The sequence below is a fragment of the Streptomyces sp. NPDC001493 genome (assembly GCF_053597235.1).
Genome location: NZ_JBSFHV010000014.1, coordinates 24,301 through 39,577, shown reverse-complemented (window position 1 = coordinate 39,577; position 15,277 = coordinate 24,301). Strand labels below are relative to the sequence as shown.

General features: G+C 72.3%; 13 protein-coding genes. 1 reads left to right on the top strand and 12 read right to left on the bottom strand.

Going from position 1 to position 15,277, the window contains the following annotated elements; translation table 11 throughout:
* Nucleotides 1-68: 68 nt before the first annotated feature.
* The 3 genes from ACWCWD_RS20510 to ACWCWD_RS20500 form a co-directional block, all read right to left on the bottom strand.
* On the bottom strand, nucleotides 69-920 hold the full coding sequence (locus tag ACWCWD_RS20510; protein WP_450774233.1) for an aldo/keto reductase: 852 nt from the start codon (nucleotides 918-920) through the stop codon (nucleotides 69-71).
* A 49-nt stretch (nucleotides 921-969) separates the two neighbouring features.
* Nucleotides 970-2,004 carry a zinc-binding dehydrogenase gene (locus ACWCWD_RS20505; RefSeq protein WP_450774232.1) on the bottom strand — a complete coding sequence of 345 codons (1,035 nt, stop codon included), beginning with the start codon at nucleotides 2,002-2,004 and terminating at the stop codon, nucleotides 970-972.
* 245 nt (nucleotides 2,005-2,249) lie between these two features.
* Nucleotides 2,250-3,653, bottom strand: coding sequence for an MFS transporter (locus tag ACWCWD_RS20500; RefSeq protein WP_450774230.1), 1,404 nt, complete (start codon nucleotides 3,651-3,653; stop codon nucleotides 2,250-2,252).
* Nucleotides 3,654-3,819: 166 nt separating this feature from the next.
* Here ACWCWD_RS20500 and ACWCWD_RS20495 point away from each other — a divergent pair, with 166 nt between their 5' ends.
* Nucleotides 3,820-4,713, top strand: coding sequence for a helix-turn-helix transcriptional regulator (locus ACWCWD_RS20495; RefSeq protein WP_450774228.1), 894 nt, complete (start codon nucleotides 3,820-3,822; stop codon nucleotides 4,711-4,713).
* A gap of 32 nt (nucleotides 4,714-4,745) precedes the next feature.
* Here the strand turns inward: ACWCWD_RS20495 and ligD are convergent, their stop codons facing one another.
* The 9 genes from ligD to ACWCWD_RS20450 form a co-directional block, all read right to left on the bottom strand.
* Nucleotides 4,746-5,702, bottom strand: a complete 957-nt coding sequence (gene ligD / locus ACWCWD_RS20490; protein WP_450774226.1) for a non-homologous end-joining DNA ligase — start codon at nucleotides 5,700-5,702, stop codon at nucleotides 4,746-4,748.
* A 12-nt stretch (nucleotides 5,703-5,714) separates the two neighbouring features.
* Nucleotides 5,715-6,689 carry a non-homologous end joining protein Ku gene (gene ku, locus ACWCWD_RS20485; protein WP_450774224.1) on the bottom strand — a complete coding sequence of 325 codons (975 nt, stop codon included), beginning with the start codon at nucleotides 6,687-6,689 and terminating at the stop codon, nucleotides 5,715-5,717.
* A gap of 172 nt (nucleotides 6,690-6,861) precedes the next feature.
* Complete coding sequence (locus ACWCWD_RS20480) at nucleotides 6,862-8,259, bottom strand: histidine-type phosphatase (RefSeq protein WP_450774222.1); 1,398 nt, start codon at nucleotides 8,257-8,259, stop codon at nucleotides 6,862-6,864.
* 295 nt (nucleotides 8,260-8,554) lie between these two features.
* Entirely contained in the window at nucleotides 8,555-9,277 is a 723-nt protein-coding gene (locus ACWCWD_RS20475; RefSeq protein WP_450774220.1) for an alpha/beta fold hydrolase, read from the bottom strand.
* Between the two features lie 39 nt (nucleotides 9,278-9,316).
* Entirely contained in the window at nucleotides 9,317-10,291 is a 975-nt protein-coding gene (locus ACWCWD_RS20470) for an alpha/beta hydrolase (protein ID WP_450774218.1), read from the bottom strand.
* A gap of 210 nt (nucleotides 10,292-10,501) precedes the next feature.
* Nucleotides 10,502-11,137: a hypothetical protein gene (locus ACWCWD_RS20465; protein WP_450774216.1), complete on the bottom strand. Its 636-nt coding sequence runs from the start codon at nucleotides 11,135-11,137 to the stop codon at nucleotides 10,502-10,504.
* 83 nt (nucleotides 11,138-11,220) lie between these two features.
* On the bottom strand, nucleotides 11,221-12,423 hold the full coding sequence (locus ACWCWD_RS20460; protein ID WP_450774214.1) for a cytochrome P450: 1,203 nt from the start codon (nucleotides 12,421-12,423) through the stop codon (nucleotides 11,221-11,223).
* A 66-nt stretch (nucleotides 12,424-12,489) separates the two neighbouring features.
* The gene (locus tag ACWCWD_RS20455; RefSeq protein WP_450774212.1) at nucleotides 12,490-13,545 is read right to left on the bottom strand and encodes an MDR family NADP-dependent oxidoreductase; all 1,056 of its coding nucleotides are present in this window, start codon (nucleotides 13,543-13,545) and stop codon (nucleotides 12,490-12,492) included.
* Nucleotides 13,542-15,266, bottom strand: a complete 1,725-nt coding sequence (locus tag ACWCWD_RS20450) for a phytoene desaturase family protein (RefSeq protein WP_450774518.1) — start codon at nucleotides 15,264-15,266, stop codon at nucleotides 13,542-13,544. Before ACWCWD_RS20450 ends, ACWCWD_RS20455 begins: the two co-directional genes overlap by 4 nt.
* Nucleotides 15,267-15,277 lie beyond the last annotated feature (11 nt).

The following is a 15,277-nucleotide window of genomic DNA, read 5'->3' as shown; positions in this document are numbered from 1 at the left end:
CTGATCATGCTCCTTCCCTCCCGGGCAAGGCCCCCGGGGCGGTGCGCGGCCGGGCTCTGCCCGCCCGGTCAGCCGTCCAGACGGCGCTTGCTGAGCCAGGCGACCATCTCGGGGTCGTGGTGGTCGAAGAAGAGGGTCTCGCCGGTGTCGAGGGCGGCGACGGCGGCCATCTGGTCGTCGGTCAGCTCGAAGTCGAAGACGTCGAAGTTCTGCGCCATCCGGTCGGGGTTGACCGACTTGGGGATGGTGACGATGCCGCGCTGGATCAGCCAGCGCAGCGCGACCTGCGCCACGGACTTGCCGTGCGCCTCGCCGATCGCGCTCAGGGCGGGGTTGGTGAACAGGCCGTTCTTTCCCTCGGCGAAGCCGCCCCAGGACTGGTGCTGGACACCGTGCTCACGCATGAGGCCGTGGTCGGCGGTGCGCTGGAAGAAGACGTGGGTCTCGATCTGGTTGACCGCAGGCGTGATCTCGTTGTTGAAGGTGAGGTCGAGAAGCCGGTCGGGGTAGAAGTTGGCGACGCCGATCGCCTTGGCCAGGCCCTCGCGGTTCAGCGCCTCCATGGCCCGCCACTGGCCGTACACGTCACCGAAGGGCTGGTGCATCAGGTACAGGTCGAGGTGGTCCAGACCCAGCTTGCGCAGCGAGGTCTCGAAGGCGCGCCGGGTGTTCTCCTCGGCGGGCGCGTCCTGGACCCACAGCTTGGTGGTGACGAACAGCTCCTCGCGAGGGATACCGCTGGCCTTGATGGCGCGGCCGACCGCCTCCTCGTTGCCGTACGCGGCCGCCGTGTCGAGCAGCCGGTAGCCGGCCGCGAGGGCTTCCGAAACGGCCCGCTCGGTCTGGTCGGCCGGGATCTGGTAGACGCCGAAGCCGAGGATCGGCATCCGGACGCCGTTGTTGAGGGTGACGTGCTGCATGGGTGTCTTCCTTGTCGTTCGTACGGGGGATCGAAGGGTGACCCGGGGGTCACAGGGTGATGAGGGCCTTGAGGACGCGGCGGTCGGTCATGGCCCGGTACGCGTCGGGGGTTTGGTCGAGGGTGAAGGACCGGTCGAAGACGCGTCCCGGCTCGATGACACCGTCCAGGACGTCGGGCATCAGCTCCTCGATGTAGGCGCGGGCCGGGGAGACACCTCCGGTGAGGGTGATGTTCCGCATGATCATCGACGGGCCGACGGGGCCCTCCTCGTACTGCGGGACGCCGAGACGGCTGATGGTGCCGCCGTCGACGACCGTGCCGAACGCGGCGTCGAGGGCCTGGCGGGCGCCGACCGCCTCGATGACCTTGTCGACACCGTGACCGCCGGTCAGGTCGCGGACGCGGGCTATGCCTTCGTCGCCGCGTTCGGCGACGACATCGGTGGCGCCGAACGCCCGGCCGAGGTCGGTGCGGGCGGTGTGGCGGCCCATGAGGACGATCTGTCCGGCGCCCAGGCGCTTGGCGGCGATGACCGCGCAGAGACCCACCGCGCCGTCGCCGATCACCAGGACCCGGTCGCCGCTGCCCACACCGGCGGTCACCGCGCCGTGGTGACCGGTGCCCATGACGTCCGACAGGGCCAGCAGCGACGGCAGCAGCGCGGAGTCCGCGCCGACCGGGAGCTTGACCAGCGTGCCGTCGGCCAGGGGGACGCGCACCGCCTCGCCCTGGCCGCCGTCCACACCGTCGAGGCCGTACCGGCCGCCGTTTCGGCACGAGGAGTGCAGGCCCCTGCGGCAGAAGCCGCAGGTGTTGTCGCAGTACGTGAACGGGGCGACCACCAGGTCACCGGCCTTGACACCGGAGACGTCCGAGCCGGTCTCCTCGACCACGCCGAGGAACTCGTGCCCCATCGGGCGGCCCGTCCCGGTCGCGGGCATCGACTTGTACGGCCACAGGTCGCTGCCGCACACGCACGACAGCACGACCCGCACGACGGCGTCCGAGGGCTGCTGGATCTCGGGGTCGGGACGGTCTTCCACCCGGACGTCGCCGGCGCCGTACATCACTGCTGCACGCATGAGAGCTGCTCCTGTTTCTGAAGGCCGCCAGTCGTTCGGCGGCGGGGTGGTTCGTATCGGTGGTCCGGCCGGGTCCGGCCGGACCGGAGGGACGGGCCGGGTTCGGTGTTCGAGCCGATGGCCGCCCCGGTGCGGCCTTGCCCGCCGCGAGGGGCAGGCGGGGTGATTTGTCCTGGGTATCGGGTTTTTGGTTCAGTCTGGATCGCTGGAAGCGGACACCCGCGCAGGCGCGACGCCGACCCGGGTCACGCCCGTACGGCGGGCCGGAGCAGGAAGCTGACGGCGGTGGTGAGCAGGACCGCGGCGGCGGCGACCAGCAGGCTGGTCTCCAGCCCGGCCACCAGGTGCCCGCGGTCGGCGATCAGCGCACCGAAGACCGCCACCGCGAGCGCCCCGCCGACCTGCCGGGAGGTGTTCAGTACCCCGCTCGCCGTGCCGGCCTGCCCGGCGGGCACGTGGTCGAGGAGCAGGGAGGTCAGGGCGGGTACGGCCAGCGAGCCGCCCGCTCCGACCGGGACCATCGCCGCGATCAGCAGCCACGTCGGCGCCGAGGCGGGGACGAGTGCCAGCAGGACCAGACCGGCCGCCATGGACACCTGCCCGGTGATCACCGGCATCCGGGCGCCGAACCGGGCCGCGAACCACGCCGCGGTCGGGCTGACGAACGCCGTCAGCACCGTCATCGGCACGAACGCCAGCCCCGTGGCCAGGGCCGACATCCCCTTGGCCTGCTGGAGGTACAGACTGAGCAGGAAGATCATTCCGTAGAAGCCGACGTTGAGCGCGAAGCCGATCGCGGCCGAGACCACCATGGTGCGCTCGCGCAGCAGGGCCGTCCCGATCATGGGGTGCCGGCCGCTCGCCTGGGAGATCACGAAAACCGCGGCGGCGGCCACCACCACGACGGACGCGACCAGCACCGCCGGAGCGGTGGAGCCGTCGGCGCCGGCCTCGATCGCGGCGAAGGTGAGCGCCCCCATCGCCACGACCGCCGACAGCTGCCCCGCCCAGTCGAACGACGCTCGCGAGGCGTGCGGCGAGCGGGGCGAGTGCGGCGTACGGGCCAGAAGGGCCAGGGCGAGCGGACCGACGGGAAGGTTGACGAAGAAGATCAGCCGCCAGTCGACCTGGCTGAGGAAGCCGCCCGCGACCGGACCGGCCGCCGACCCGGCGGAACCGCCCAGAGCCCATACGGAGACCGCCTTCGCCCGGCTCCCCGCATCCGGGAACGCCTCCCGGATCAGGGCCAGGGAGGACGGCACGATCACCGCGGCGCCCGCGCCCTGCACCAGCCGCGCGGCGACCAGCATTCCCAGGTCCGGCGCCAGCCCGCAGGCGGCGGAGGCCGCCACGAACACGGCCAGGCCCACGCCGAACGTACGGCGGGACCCCAGCCGGTCGGTCAGCGAGCCCGCCGACAGCAGGAGAGCGGCGAACATCAGCGTGTAACCGTCGACCACCCACTGCAACCCGGTCATGTCACCGCCCAGACTGCTCCGGACCGACGGCAGCGCCACATTGACGACCAGGGCGTCCAGCGTGATGACGAAGAAGCCCAGCAGCGCCGCCCCCAGCGCCGAGGCGGCGCCGGGTCGCCGCGACGGGGCGTCCTGTACTGGTGCGGCGGGTGTGGCGAGGGGGACGGACACGGGGAGATGCTCCTGATCAGGGCGGGTGAAGCGGTGACGTCCTCCACCATGGCGACTCACCCGTCCGGCAGGCAGACCGGCTTCTGACGGGGGGTGGACAGAGGGGGGTACGGCAGGGCCCCCCTCGCGCGCACCGGCCCGGCGGCGGGGTTGCGACACTTGACGCATGGCACCCGAGCAGCAGCACACCGTCGGTGACGAGCTGGCGCGCTTCCTGCGCGCCCGCCGTACTCAGACCAGCCCCCAGTCCGTCGGTCTCACCCCCGGGTACGGCGTCCGCCGCACCCCCGGCCTGCGCCGCGAGGAGCTGGCCACCCTCGCCGGGGTCAGCATCGACTACTACACCCGCCTGGAGCGGGGCAAGGAGACCCGGCCCGGTCCCGGTGTCGTCGACGCCCTTGCCCGCGCCCTCCAGCTCGACGACGACGAACACCACCACCTGCGCGAGCTCGCCGTGAGGGCGTCCCGCTTCGCGCCCGAGCCGCCGCCCCCGCCCAGCCGGACCGTCCGCCCCCACCTGAAGCTGCTGCTGGAGACGATGCGGCCGAACCCCGCCTACATCGTCAGCCGCAGCATGGACCTGCTCGCCTGGAACCCCGGCGGACTGGCCCTGTACGCGGGCATCGACGACTGGCCGGTCACCCGGCGCAACCTCGCCCGCTACCTCTTCCTGCACCCCGTGGCCCGCGAGCTGTTCCCCGACTGGGACATCCAGGTCCGCGGCTGCGTCGCCCGCCTGCGCACCGAAGCGGGCCTCAACCCCGACGCCCCCGACCTCGCCGGCCTGGTCGGCGAGCTCCTCCTCAAGAGCCCCGACTTCGCGAAGCTGTGGGAACGCTACGAGGTCATCGGACGGAAGAAGATCCAGAAGACCGTCCACCACCCGAAGGTCGGCGTCCTCACCCTCAGCAGCCAGAGCATGAACCTGGAGGGCACCCCCGGCCAGCGCCTCGGCGTCTACACCGCCGAACCCGGCACCCCCGACCACGACGCCATGCTCCTGCTCGACCTCACCGCCCCGGCGGACCACGCGCACCGCGACGCCGTGACGACCGACTGACCGCCCTTCCGGGCGAGGGCCACCGGCTCGGCTCAGGCGAGGTCGTCCGGGGTCAGGTCGGGGCGCAGCCGGTGCCAGGAGGGCTGCCGCAGCAGCCCGGCGCGGGTCCGGGCGGCGTAGGCCACCTCGCCGACCAGGCGGGGCAGCACCCACCGCGCACCCGGGACCTCCGGGCGCGGGCTGAACGGGCAGTCGGCACTCGCCGCCGCGTGCAGGAGTCCGGCGAGCGTCCGCCGTTCGACGTCGCTCCACCCCGTGCCCACGTTCCCGATGTGCCGCAGCTCGCCGCCCTGCCACTCACCCAGCAGAAGGGCGCCCGGCAGCTCGCTCAGCCGGCCGTGACCGGGCAGCCAGCCGCCGACGACGACATCCGCGGTCCGGACGTGACGGATCTTGATCCACGCGTGGGAGCGGGCCCCCGGTTCGTAACCGGAGTCCAGCCTCTTGGCGATCAGCCCCTCCAGCCCGGCGGCCCGGGTCGCCTCCAGGGCACGCTCGCCGTGCCCCGCGATGAACGCGGGGGTCGACCAGTGCGTTCCGGTCAGGCCGAGTGACTCCAGGGCGGTGCGGCGCTCGGTGTAGGGGAGCCGCGTCAGCCGCTCGGTGCCGAGGAACAGCAGGTCGAAGAGGACCAGGTGTGCCGGGACGGTACGGGCCATCCTCGCCGCCTTCGCCGGCGTGCCCGCCAGGCCCATGCGCGACTGCAGGCGTTCGAAGTCGCTCCGGCCCGAGTCGTCGAACGCGACGATCTCACCGTCCAGGACCGCGGCCGTGTCCCCCAGAGCCACGCCGAGCGGCGCGAGGTCCGGGTAGGCGGCGGTGATGTCCGCGCCGGACCGCGAACGCAGCAGCACCGACCCGTCGCCGGGCAGAAAGACCACCGCGCGCTGCCCGTCGTACTTGACCTCGTAGGCCCAGCGCTCGTCCACCGCGGCGGGCGGCAGCCGGCCGGGAGTGGCGAGCATCGGGGCGATCCGGGGGAGGTCCATCGGTCCGGCGCCTCAGGACGCGCTGCGCTTCCGCGCCGGCGCCTTGCGGGCGGGAGCCTTCTTCGCGGTCTTCGCCGTGGAGGACTTCGTTGCGGTGGCCTTCTTCGCGGTGGTGCGCTTCGCCGTGCTCTTCTTCGCAGCGCCCTTCCGCGCGCCCCGCCCGCCGGCCGGCATCTCGTGGACGGTGGCCTCACCCTCGTGCTCGCCCCGGCCTTCCTGCGCGGCCTTGACCGAGGCGTTGAGGGCCGCCATCAGGTCCACCACCTTGCCGGGCTCCCGCTCACCCTCCCCGGCGGGCGCGGCAGGCTCCCGGCCCTCCGCCTTCGCCGCGATCAGTTCCTCCAGCGCGGCGCGGTACTCGTCCCGGAACGCGTCGATGGAGTCGAGCGCCATGCTCTCGGTGAGCTCCACGGCCCGGTCGATCTCACCGTCGTCCAGCTCGACCGCCTCGGGTGCGAGCTCCCCGGGACTGCGGATCTCGTCGGGCCACCGCATCGAGTGCAGCACGATCGCCCCTTCCCGTACCCGCAGCAGCCCCAGACGCTCGCGGTTGTGCCAGGCGAACTTGGCGACGGCGGCCTTTTCCGAGCGCTCCAGCGCCTTCCGCAACAAGGTGTACGGCTTGTTCGCCACCTCGCCGTCGGCCGCCAGGAAGTACGAATCGCCGATCCGGACCGGGTCGATGGTGCCCGCGTCGACGAACGCGACGATCTCGATCGCCTTGGCCGTCGGGAGCGGCATCCCGCCCAGTTCCTCGTCGGTCACCGGCACGGTGCGGTCCTTGGCGACCTCGTACCCCTTCGCGATCTCGTCCTGAGGCACCTCCTCGCCGTCCACCTCGCACACCTTGCGGGTGCGGACGCGGCCCATGTCCTCCAGGTGCACCTGCCGGAAGGGGATGGAGTGGTCCTCGGTCGCGGACACCACCTTGATCGGGATGGTCACCAGCCCGAAGCTGATGGCACCGGTCCACAGCGGTCGCGGCATCGACTACCTCCAGGCGCCCCGCCGGGGCGAACGGGACGGGCATCGGTCGGCGCGGAGGGGCGGCGTGCGTGCGCGCCCCTCCGGCCCGTCCGGCGCCATTCCGCGCCGGACACGCCCTCCGGTCCGATCCTCGCGCGCGGGCCACGCCCGCGCATCCGGGGGAGCCGCGGTGTCAGCTCCGGCCGAAGCAGCTCTTCAGCTCGTCCAGGTCGTAGAAGTGGGAGCCCCGGGAGATCGGCTCGCAGGACGCCTTGAAGGCCGTCTCCTTCTCGTTGTAGAGCATCCGGACCAGGTAACGCGTCCCGCCCGAAGCCTTCTTGCCGTCCTTCCCGCCCTTCCCGGCGTGCTGCGGTCCGGCGAACAGGTCCCACTGCACGTTCGCGGCCATCGGCGCGACCTGAGCCCCGCGCCACGCGTTGTTCGCGTACGTGTAGGGCTCGTCGAGCTCCGCGGACTTCGTGGAGCCGGGCAGCCCCAGCAGGACCGCGAGCGGCATGATCTCCTCGGCGTGCGTGAAGCTGAGCACGGCCCCCTTCGCGCTGGTGCCCGCGGCCTTCGCCTCGACCTGGTCGAACAGGTCGTCGAGCAGCACGTTCGCCATGCCGTACGTGATGGTCCGCCCGCTGAACGACGGGCCCTTCTCGTAGAACTCCTCGGCGTCGTCGAGGTACGAGAACCACTGGGCGTTCCGGGCGGGCACGAACGCGTCGAGGTCCACGTCCGGGGCCTCCACCCGCAGGTCGGGCGCGGCGGCGTACAGCTCGTACAGCGAGCGCGCGAACGCGACCCGGCCCTCGGCGGTCATGGCGGCGGCGTACCGGGACGTGAACAGACGGGCCACCACGTCCTCGGCGTTCCGCGCGGTGTCCGGAGCACCGTCGATCCTCGCGAGCACCGCCGCCAGATCCGGGTCGCTCTCCACGTACTCCTGGTAGTCGGCGTTCTGCGGCTGCTTGTGGAAGTACAGCAGGTCCTTGTCGGTGACGGGCGCCCGGACGAGATCCGTCAGCTTCGGATCGGCGGAGGTGAGACCACCGGTGAAGGCGTTGGCGCTGGCCGTCGCCCGGTTCACCCCGGACGTCCTGACCTCGACGGACTCCTGCCCGGCGACGATGCGGCGGAAGAGGGAGGGCAGGCGCCGCTCCATGCGCTGCGCGGTCTGCCGCTGCTCCTGGACACCGCGGCCGGACAGCTCCCCGTAACCCACGGACGAGGCGGCCGCGAGCAGCGACTCGACCTGCGGGCCGAGCCGGGCGCCGAGGCGGGTCAGCCCGCCCTTGCTCTCCGCGTCCCGCAGCACCGCGAGCACCGCGTCCCCGTCCTCGCTGTCGGACATGGCACGGGACCCGTGACGCGAGACGCTCTCCGTGAACACCGGGGTGAACGACGCGGGGACCGCTTCGTAGTCGCGCCAATCCTGCTGAGGGGCGTACGGCGTCTTCGTCGTGGAGAAGTGCTGACCGGAACCGAGGACCCGGGCCGGGGCGTGCGCGGAGGCGGTACCGCCGGCGGCGGTGACCGCCGAAGCGGCCAGGACCAGGGCGGCCATGGAGGAGAGCGTGCGCTTCACAGGGGGTTCCTCGGGTGTTTCGGGACTGCCGACCGGGCGGGTGCGACGCCACGCAGGTTCACAAGCCGGGGCGAACGGCTGCCCACCGCCGCCCGTGCACGGGGTGATGTACGGGTGAACAGCCGTCCGCGCGGGGCCGTCGGTGACGGGCGGACACACACGGATCCCGTCCGGTCGGGGAGGACCGGACGGGATCCGAGGAGCTGTCCGCGCACGGACGGGGAGGACGCGTACGCGCGGACGGCGCACGCGGGGGCGGCGGGCGGGCTGCTTGCCCGGCCTGTCAGCGTGCTGGTCAGCCGATGCCGTGCACGGCCTTCTCGATGAGGCCGGCGACATCCGCGGGGTGGGAGAGCATCACCAGGTGCGAGGAGTCGACCTCCACCACCGTCATGCCCGCGCGCCGGTAACCGTAACGCTCTACCTCAGGGTTGATGGTGCGGTCGGCGGAGGCCACCAGGCCCCAGGAGGGCTTCGTCTTCCACGCGGCGACGGGAGCCGCCTCGGCGAACGCCCGGGCCGCGAGGGGGCGCTGGGAGACCGCGAGGATCTTCGCGAGGCCGGGGTCGACGTCGTGGGCGAAGACGGCCGGGAAGCTCTCCGGTACCACCGAGACGTCGGTGCCCGGCTCGTCCGAGCCCTCGACCGGGAAGGGGGTGTACACGAGCGCGGACGCGAGGTCGGAATCGGGGAAGCGGCCCTGCAGCTCACCCAGGCTCTCGCCCTCGGTCAGCGCGTACCCGGCCAGATAGACCAGGCCCTTCACGTTCTCCTCCTCGCCCGCGACGGTGATGACCGCTCCGCCGTACGAGTGGCCGACCAGGATCACGGGTCCGGCGATCGAGCGGACCACGGAGGCGATGTAGGCGGCGTCGCCGATCAGGCTCCGGTTGGGCACCGCCGGGGCGACGACGTCGAAGCCGCGTTCCGTCAGCTCCGGGATGAGCAGGGCGAAGCTGGAGGCATCGGCGAAGGCGCCGTGCACCAGGACGATCGTCGGACTGTCGGACGAGGGCATGGGGGAACTCCTTGGTTCTTCGTGGTCCCGGACGGGAAATCAGGCGGAGTGCAGAGCGGCGCGGAGCGTACCGATCGCCTGCTCGATGGCCGCCCCGGCGGCGTGCGTCCCGCGCAGCGCGTCGAGCATCACGAAGTCGTGGATGATGCCCTGGTAGCGGACCGCGGTGACCGCGACACCGGCCTCGCGCAGCTTGTTGGCGTAGGCCTCGCCCTCGTCCCGCAGCACGTCGGCCTCGCCGGTGATGACCAGCGCCGGCGGCAGCCCGGTGAGCTGCTCGGTGGTGGCGCGCAGCGGCGAGGCGGTGATCTCGGCGCGCTGGGCCGGGTCGGTCGTGTACTGGTCCCAGAACCACTGCATGCCGTCGCGGCGCAGGAAGTACCCCTCGGCGAACTGGTGGTACGAGGCGGTGTCGAAGGACGCGTCGGTGACGGGGTAGAACAGCACCTGCTGGACCAGCGGTACGTCGCCCCGCTCCTTGGCCATCAGGGTGAGGGCGGCGGTCATGTTGCCGCCGACCGAGTCGCCGGCCACCGCGATGCGGCCACCGTCCAGGCCCTTGCCGGCGCCCTCGGCGACCACCCAGCGGGCGACCGCGTAGTTCTGCTCGATCGCGACCGGGTAGCGGTGCTCGGGGGAGAGGTCGTACTCCGGGAAGACGACGGCCGCGCCCGCGCCGGTCGCGAGCTCGCGGACGAGCCGGTCGTGGGTGTGCGCGTTGCCGAACACCCAGCCCGCGCCGTGGATGTAGAGGATGACCGGGAGCGTGCCGGTGGCCCCGGCGGGCTTGACGATGCGCGCCTTGACCGATCCGGTGGGACCGCCTTCGACGGTGATCCACTCCTCGGTGATCTCGGGCTTCTCGATGTCGCCCGACTGGACCTCGTCGACCGCCTTGCGGCCCTCGGCCGGGGCGAGCTCGAAGAGGTACGGCGGGTTCGCGGTCGCCTCGGCGAACGCGGCGGCGGCCTGCTCCAGCACGGGGGAGGTCGGCGCGGCGGGGAACTCGGACATGGTTCGTCTCCTGTCGTCCGGGCTCCGGCCGGGGCCGGTCGGCCCACGGGGCAGGGGCCCGGTGTGGAAAAAGGGGGTGACGACAGGGACGCTACGGCCCCGGAGCACGGGCGGCTTGTCCGTGAACGCCCCGGCTCTGTCCTCTCCGTGCGCGGACCCGCGCCCCTTACGAACCCGTCAGCCCGTCTACCCGTCAGCCCGGCGTCCCCATCAGCCCGGCGTCCCCGGCGTCCCCGGTTCCTCGGACGTCTCCACCGTCGAGGTGATCCGTACGACCGACGGATCGCGGGGTGCCGATCCGAACCCGAAGGTCACCGGTGGGTCGACGGGGGCGAGTCCGCCGAGATCCGCCCCGCCGAGGGAGGCGCTCGCCGACAGGACGCGGTGCTGGTCCCGCGCCCCGTACCACTCGCGCCGGCCCGGACCGGCGCTGCCGAGCGTACGGACGCCGGGCAGCAGACGAGCCGGTACGTCGCACACGGCGGCCCACGTGTGGCTTCGCGCGAGCGGCGCGGGCACCGTCCGCAGCAGCCACCCCAGCGCCGTCCGGGGGCCGGTGACGAGGTCCAGGGCGAGCGGGCCCGCCTCGACGCACCAACGGGCCCCGTCCCGCCGGACGTCCACCGGCACCACCTCGACCCGGTCGAAGGCATACGTCTGCGCGACGAAGCCCGCGATACGGCGAGTGGGTGCCAGCAGCCGGCGCTCACCGTCCGGGTGCTCGACCATGACGTCGCTGAACGCCCCGAACGGCGAGCGCGGCCAGTGCCCCAGCACCAGCCGCGTCCCCGAGGCGGTGCCCACGGCCCCGATCCATCCGTCGAAGTACCAGCGCCGCCGCGTCATGCCCGCCAGTCTGTCCCGGGCGCGCGGAGACCGCCCCCCGGGCTCGTCCGGGTCGGGCCGGAGCCCAGCACTCCCGGCGCCGCCTACCAGGTCACCCCGAGCCGCACCGGGCCGCGCGAGGTGGAGCCCAGACGCCACTGGACGGACGAGGCGGGCTCCGTCAGCCGGAGCTCGGGGAAACGGGCCGCCAGGCGGTGCAGGGCCAGTTGCAGCTCCGTCCGGGCCAGCCACGCGCCCAGGCAGTAGTGCGGCCCCGCCCCGAACGACAGGGTGGGTGTCTCCAGCGGAGCGAACAGGTCCTCGGACCACTCCGACGGGAAGACCGCCGGGTCCCGGTTGGCCATGCCGCAGTCCGCGACCACCACCGCGCCGGCCGGGATGAACACTCCTCCCACCTCGACGTCCTCGTCCGCACGACGAGTGGTGCCGCGGTCGTCGCCCAGCGGAATGCCGTGCAGCAGCCGGTCCGCCACCCGCCCGGCCGCCTCCTCGCCCGAGGCGAGCCGGGGCCAGCTCTCCGGCCGCTCGCCGAGCAGGTAGAACAGCGAGTTGCTGAGCATGGTCATCGTGCTGTCATGGCCTCCGACCACCAGCCCGCAGACCAGACTCACCAACTGCGCCTCCGGGATGCCGCCCTCCTCGTCCGCGGCCTGCACCAGCCCGCTCACCAGGTCGTCCCCGGGCTCGCGCCGCCGCAGGGCCAGCAGCTCACCACCGAACGCCGAGAACTCGGCCATGGCCGCGCCGACTTCCTCCGCGGGCCAGGAGCCGTCCGAGAGGGCGTACTCGCTCCAGTGGCGCATCCGGTCCCGCGCCGACGCGTCGAGACCCATCAGCCGGCTGATCACGGCCACCGGCAGCGGCAGCGCGAACTCGGCGACGATGTCCACGGGGGCCTCCCGGCGGGCCAGCCCGTCCAGGAGCTGCTCCACGATCGCCGCGATCCAGGGCTGCCAGCGGGCGACGGCCCTCGGGGTGAAGGCGCGGTGCATGGTGCGGCGCAGACGCAGGTGTTCGGGGCCGTCCTGGTTGAAGAGCAGGTCCGGATCGTTCACCAGGACCGGCTGGTCCGGCAGGGACGGCCCGTCGGGCGTGTAGAGCCCGGCCCGCCCGAGCCGGCTGTCGCCGAGCACCTGGCGGACGTCCGCGTACCGGCTCACCAGCCAGGCGGGCGAGCCGTCGGACAGCTCGACGCGCTCGGGCGGGCCCGGGACGCCGAACTCCAGGCGGTGCAGCGGGAGCAGGGCCTGCTCGGGACCGGCGTTGTCACTGACTGCGGCGGACACACGACCTCCTGGTGGTACGGGATCGACGGGGTGGGGCTGGGTGAGGAGCGGGGGAGGGCGGGACGGTCACAGTTCCACCAGCACCTTGCCCAGGTTGGACGCACGGTCGTGGTAGAGGCTCCGGTAGGCGGCGGGGATGGAGTCGAAACCGTGGTGGAGGGTGTGGTCGCACACGATCTCCCCCCGTCGGATCCGGCCGCCCAGCTCCGTGTGGAGGGCCCGCCAGTTCTCGTCGGTGAACCACTCCAGGGAGAAGATCCCGCGCACCGTCGTCCGCGGGAACATGATGTACGGCAGCAGCCTGGGCCCGACCGCGTCCCGGCCCACCTGGGTCGCCCACTGCCAGCACACCGCCACCTGACTGCCGACGTTGAGCAGCGAGAACACCGCGTCGGTGACCGCGCCGCCCAGATTGTCGAAGTAGCGGTCGACACCGTCCGGCGCAGCCCACGCCAGCGCCTCGCGCACACTCCCGGCGCTGTCGCCCTGGCGGTACAGGACGACCGCGTCGAACCCCAGCCCGGTCAGGTACTCCGCCTTCCGCGGGCTCGATGTCGTACCGACCACCCGGGCACCGGCCAGCCGCGCCATCTGCCCGACGAGTGTCCCCACGGCTCCCGACGCCCCGCTGATGACCAGCGTGTCGCCCGGACCGACCGTCAGAAAGGTGGTGAGCGTGCCCCAGGCGGTCATGCCGGGGCCGCCCATCGCGCTGAGCGCCGTCGCGAGGGGCAGCGCCTCGTCGAACCAGCCCGGGTCGAGACGCCGGTAGGCGGGGAACACCATCGGGAAGGTGCCCGTCTGCCAGAGCCACTCCGTGCCCTTGCTGACGAGATGGGAGCGCCAGCCGCCGAAGCCCTGCACCAGGTCGCCCGGCCGGTGGGGGGCGAGCGGCCCGGCCTCCAGCACCTCCATGACCGAGTCGGCACCCATGTGGCTGCCGAGCGGGGTGTCCAGGGCGATGCCCTGGAGGTAGGGGTCGACCGACACGTAGAGCGTCCGCAGGAGCATCTCGTCGGGCGCCAGATCCACGTCGATGTCCTCGACGACCTGCTCGTAGATCCGGTCCACGTCGGGAGTCCCCTCGACGTGCTCCCGCACGACCCACTTCTTGGTCTTCACAGGTGCTCCTTGTCCACGCCGGTGGAAGTGCCGGTGGAAGTGCCGGTGGAAGCGAGGCGGGCCGCGGCGGAAGGGAACTGGGCGCGCCTCGGCACCGGGACGACGAGGTGGGTCGGCGGCGGCCCGCTGTCGTCGACCGACGCGGTGAACTTCCGGCCGTCGTCGCGGCAGACGAACTGCATGACGTGCCGTCCTGCGGCGGCGGCCCGGATCAGCCCGCCGGTGGTCGCCCAGACACCGGACTGGTAGAAGTTCTCCAGCCCCGGCAGCCCCGGGCCGTGCTTCTTGACGAGCTCCTCCAGGGTCTCGCCGCTCTCCACGAACGGCTGCCACCCCAGCACGGTCCCGTCGTGGTTGCCCGTGTACCGGACCTGCGTGAGCGGGCTCGACACGTCGCGTACCGCGATGGCGTCCTCGATACCCGGGTAACGCTCCTCCAGGAACCGTACGAGCGCCGTGCGCGCCCGCCGCTTCGCCGCGTAGTAACCGCGCCCGTGCCGGACCGGCAGGGTGTGGAGCCGCTCGCCGCCCCGCGACCGGGTGAGCTGCTCGGGCCCCTCGTCCAGGGCCCGCCAGGGCGCGATGTCGCAGAAGTACGTGGCGTAGACGACGGACGTCCCGCTCGGCGACAGCTCCGGGTAGTGGCGGCTGCGGAACTGGACGTTGATGCTCGGATGACGGATGCCGGTCAGCTCCGCGGCCTGCGCCTCGTCCAGCAGATAGGTGGTGCACGGATCGCCCTCGGGGAAGGGGCGGTTGAGCCCGAGGAAGAGGGTGAAGTACCCCGGGAACACCATGCCCGGCTCGTACAGGGTCCGGGTGTACAGCCGGCGGTAGGCGTCGTCGAGGTAGCGGCCCTTCAGCAGCTTCATCATCGTGGTGGGACCGTCGCACGCCGACACCACGATGTCCGCGCGCATCTCCCGGCCGTCGCTGAGCCGCACCCCGACCGCCCGGTCCCGCTCGACGAGGATCTCCTCCACCTTGGTGTTGTACGAGACCTTCCCGCCGAGGCTCAGGTAGCGCCGCTCGATCGACCGCGCGAGACCGAGCGATCCGCCCTCGGGCACCCCGGCCGACAGATTGGCGTGCGAGGCGAGCTGGAAGTGGGTCGGCAGCACCGGGAACCCCGGATGTCTCTCGTACAGGACGAAGTTGAACGCCTGCCGCAGCAGCGGGTCCTTGAACCGCGCCGAGTACTCCGACATCAGCACCGAGATCGATTTGCGCACCGCGTTGAAGTACGGCACGAACGACGCGAGCATCCGCCAGCGCTCGACCCGGCCCATCAGCCCGACCGGCTTCAGGAAGGGATAGACGGCCAGCGCCTTGCGGAAGGAACGCAACTGGCGGCAGAAGTCCCTGATCTGCTTTGCGTCGGCGGGCGACAGCTCGGTCAGATGTTCCTGGAGCCGGTCCGGATCGGAGTAGAAGTAGACCGCCCGGCCGTCCGGGGTGCGCACGATGTTGAACACCTCGAAGTGGCGGATCTCCTTGCCCTGCAACGCGCCGAGCTCCAGCCAGATCTGGTGCATCTCGTTGCCCGGACCACTGCCCAGCAGCCAGCTGACGCAGGCGTCCAGGGTGAAGTCCCCGCGCTCCCAGGCGGTGCAGCAGCCCCCCGGGAGCTCGTGCATCTCCAGCACCTCGGTGCGGTAACCGTTCATCTGCGCGTACGCGCCGGTGGAGAGACCACCGAGCCCCGCGCCGATGATGATCATGGTTTCCCTGT

Excerpts from the sequence above, each read along its gene's own strand:
- ACWCWD_RS20465 (WP_450774216.1), bottom strand. The coding sequence starts at position 11,137 with ATGACGCGGCGGCGCTGGTACTTCGACGGATGGATCGGGGCCGTGGGC.
- ACWCWD_RS20470 (WP_450774218.1), bottom strand. The coding sequence starts at position 10,291 with ATGTCCGAGTTCCCCGCCGCGCCGACCTCCCCCGTGCTGGAGCAGGCC.
- ACWCWD_RS20505 (WP_450774232.1), bottom strand. The coding sequence starts at position 2,004 with ATGCGTGCAGCAGTGATGTACGGCGCCGGCGACGTCCGGGTGGAAGAC.
- ACWCWD_RS20475 (WP_450774220.1), bottom strand. The coding sequence starts at position 9,277 with ATGCCCTCGTCCGACAGTCCGACGATCGTCCTGGTGCACGGCGCCTTC.
- ACWCWD_RS20510 (WP_450774233.1), bottom strand. The coding sequence starts at position 920 with ATGCAGCACGTCACCCTCAACAACGGCGTCCGGATGCCGATCCTCGGC.
- ACWCWD_RS20495 (WP_450774228.1), top strand. The coding sequence starts at position 3,820 with ATGGCACCCGAGCAGCAGCACACCGTCGGTGACGAGCTGGCGCGCTTC.
- ACWCWD_RS20450 (WP_450774518.1), bottom strand. The coding sequence starts at position 15,266 with ATGATCATCATCGGCGCGGGGCTCGGTGGTCTCTCCACCGGCGCGTAC.
- ku (WP_450774224.1), bottom strand. The coding sequence starts at position 6,689 with ATGCCGCGACCGCTGTGGACCGGTGCCATCAGCTTCGGGCTGGTGACC.
- ligD (WP_450774226.1), bottom strand. The coding sequence starts at position 5,702 with ATGGACCTCCCCCGGATCGCCCCGATGCTCGCCACTCCCGGCCGGCTG.